The 3,202-nt window shown below is 55.2% G+C and carries 1 tRNA gene and 2 rRNA genes (1 of these 3 running past the window's edge); all 3 read left to right on the top strand.

Going from position 1 to position 3,202, the window contains the following annotated elements:
• A 23S ribosomal RNA gene (locus tag BFN67_RS13665) occupies nt 1-2,503 on the top strand; it begins 413 nt to the left of the window's first position.
• A gap of 172 nt (nt 2,504-2,675) precedes the next feature.
• Nucleotides 2,676-2,790 (top strand): 5S ribosomal RNA (gene rrf / locus BFN67_RS13670).
• A 326-nt stretch (nt 2,791-3,116) separates the two neighbouring features.
• Nucleotides 3,117-3,193, top strand: a tRNA-Met gene (locus tag BFN67_RS13675).
• The last annotated feature ends 9 nt before the right edge of the window (nt 3,194-3,202 follow it).

Here is a 3,202-nt window from a genome sequence, read left to right on the forward strand (position 1 = left end):
GCGAACGCGGACCAGGCCAGTGGCTTTTGTGAGACAAGCGGAATCATCTGGAAAGGTGAGCCATAGCGGGTGACAGCCCCGTACGCGTAATGCGAACGAAAGTCCTTGAGTAGGGCGGGACACGTGAAATCCTGTCTGAACATGGGGAGACCACTCTCCAAGCCTAAGTACTCGTGCATGACCGATAGTGAACTAGTACCGTGAGGGAAAGGTGAAAAGCACCCCGACAAGGGGAGTGAAAGAGTACCTGAAACCGATTGCCTACAAACAGTAGGAGCCCAAGGTTCGTCCTGGGTGACTACGTACCTTTTGTATAATGGGTCAGCGACTTAGTGTGACGAGCAAGCTTAAGCCGGTAGGTGTAGGCGCAGCGAAAGCGAGTCTGAACAGGGCGTTCAGTTCGTCGCATTAGACCCGAAACCGAGTGATCTAGCCATGAGCAGGTTGAAGGTAAGGTAACACTTACTGGAGGACCGAACCCATATCTGTTGCAATAGATTGGGATGACTTGTGGCTAGGGGTGAAAGGCCAATCAAACTCGGAAATAGCTGGTTCTCCGCGAAATCTATTTAGGTAGAGCGTCGACCGAATACCCTGGGGGGTAAAGCACTGCATGGGCTAGGGGTCCTCACCGGATTACCAAACCTAAGCAAACTCTGAATACCCAGGAGTACTAGTCGGCAGACACACGGCGGGTGCTAACGTCCGTCGTGGAAAGGGAAACAACCCTGACCTACAGCTAAGGTCCCCAAGTTATGGCTAAGTGGGAAAGGATGTGAGGATCCCAAAACAACCAGGATGTTGGCTTAGAAGCAGCCATCATTTAAAGAAAGCGTAACAGCTCACTGGTCTAAATAAGGGTCTTTGCGCCGAAAATGTAACGGGGCTCAAGCCATACACCGAAGCTTAGGGTTCACGAGCAATCGTGAGCGGTAGCGGAGCGTTCCGTAAGCCGATGAAGCCATACCCGTGAGGGATGGTGGAGGTATCGGAAGTGCGAATGCTGACATGAGTAACGTAAGGGGAGTGAGAGACTCCCCCGCCGAAAGTCCAAGGGTTCCTGCTTAAAGTTAATCTGAGCAGGGTTAGCCGGCCCCTAAGTCGAGGCGGAAACGCGTAGACGATGGGAACCACGTTAATATTCGTGGGCCTGTGGGTAGTGACGGATCATGTGTGTTGTGAGGTCTTATTGGATTGATCTTGCAGCGAAGTGGTTCCAGGAAACAGCTCCCACTTATAGACCGTACCCGAAACCGACACTGGTGGACTGGTAGAGTATACCAAGGCGCTTGAGAGAACTATGCTGAAGGAACTCGGCAAATTGCACGCGTAACTTCGGAAGAAGCGTGACCCTTTTTTGCGCAAGCAGATGAGGGTGGCACAGACCAGGGGGTAGCGACTGTTTATCAAAAACACAGGGCTCTGCGAAGCCGCAAGGCGACGTATAGGGTCTGACGCCTGCCCGGTGCTGGAAGGTTAAGAGGAGGGGTGCAAGCTCTGAATCGAAGCCCCAGTAAACGGCGGCCGTAACTATAACGGTCCTAAGGTAGCGAAATTCCTTGTCGGGTAAGTTCCGACCTGCACGAATGGCGTAACGACTTCCCCGCTGTCTCCAGCATAGACTCAGTGAAATTGAATTCCCCGTGAAGATGCGGGGTTCCTGCGGTTAGACGGAAAGACCCCGTGCACCTTTACTATAGCTTTACATTGGCATTCGTAGTGGCATGTGTAGGATAGGTGGTAGGCTTTGAAGCCAGGGCGCCAGCCTTGGTGGAGCCACCCTTGAAATACCACCCTTATCTCTATGGATGTCTAACCGCGGCCCGTTATCCGGGTCCGGGACAATGTATGGTGGGTAGTTTGACTGGGGCGGTCGCCTCCTAAAGAGTAACGGAGGCGCGCGATGGTGGGCTCAGAACGGTCGGAAATCGTTCGCTGAGTGCAATGGCATAAGCCTGCCTGACTGCGAGACTGACAAGTCGAGCAGAGACGAAAGTCGGTCATAGTGATCCGGTGGTCCCGCGTGGAAGGGCCATCGCTCAACGGATAAAAGGTACGCCGGGGATAACAGGCTGATGACCCCCAAGAGTCCATATCGACGGGGTTGTTTGGCACCTCGATGTCGACTCATCGCATCCTGGGGCTGGAGCAGGTCCCAAGGGTATGGCTGTTCGCCATTTAAAGCGGTACGTGAGTTGGGTTCAGAACGTCGTGAGACAGTTCGGTCCCTATCTGCCGTGGGTGTAGGAATATTGAAAGGATCTGTCCCTAGTACGAGAGGACCGGGATGGACGGATCTCTGGTGGACCTGTTGTGGCGCCAGCCGCATTGCAGGGTAGCTATATCCGGACGGGATAACCGCTGAAGGCATCTAAGCGGGAAACCCACCTTGAAACGAGTATTCCCTGAGAGTCGTGGAAGACGACCACGTTGATAGGCCGGGTGTGGAAGAGCGGCAACGCTTGAAGCTTACCGGTACTAATAACTCGATCGACTTGATCGTTCTCATTCCTAATGTTCATCAACCAGCGCTCACGCATGAGCGGCCCTTCGGGCCTGTGCTCCGCGAGGGCGCCGGATAACCGGCGACGCGCAGTCGCGCTTGCGGGCGGTGCCCGAAAGCAATTGCATCGCCAGGCACAAAACAGCTTCTCGAACAATGTGCGCTTTGCCGACCTGGTGGTTATGGCGGAGCGGCTGCACCCGATCCCATTCCGAACTCGGCCGTGAAACGCTCCAGCGCTGATGGTACTTCGTCTCAAGACGCGGGAGAGTAAGTCGCTGCCAGGTCTGCCAAACGCACATTGAAAATCTTCTCCTTACGATGCGGCCCGCAAGACGGGGCTCAAGGCCCGAATGCGGCCTTCCTGTCGATGGAGTTGTCCTTCGGAAACAAAGCTTGTCTTTGCCATTGGATGCAGGACCAGGAGCATCCCGTTCGCCGGCAACGGTCGCAGATCTCGAAGGCGCACAAACAAAAAGCCGGGCTGAACCCGGACGCTCAAAAGCTTATCGCGGGGTGGAGCAGCACCCCGTCCCGCCGCAGGGCCGCAGGGCTCCGAGAAGGGACAAACAGGAAAAAGACCGGGCTGCCCCGGCATCGCCGAATGGCTTATCGCGGGGTGGAGCAGCCCGGTAGCTCGTCAGGCTCATAACCTGAAGGTCGTTGGTTCAAATCCAACCCCCGCAACCAAATCTCTTC

Origin of the sequence: Manganibacter manganicus (assembly GCF_002075885.1) — a bacterium.
GTDB lineage: Bacteria > Pseudomonadota > Alphaproteobacteria > Rhizobiales > Rhizobiaceae > Mesorhizobium > Mesorhizobium manganicum.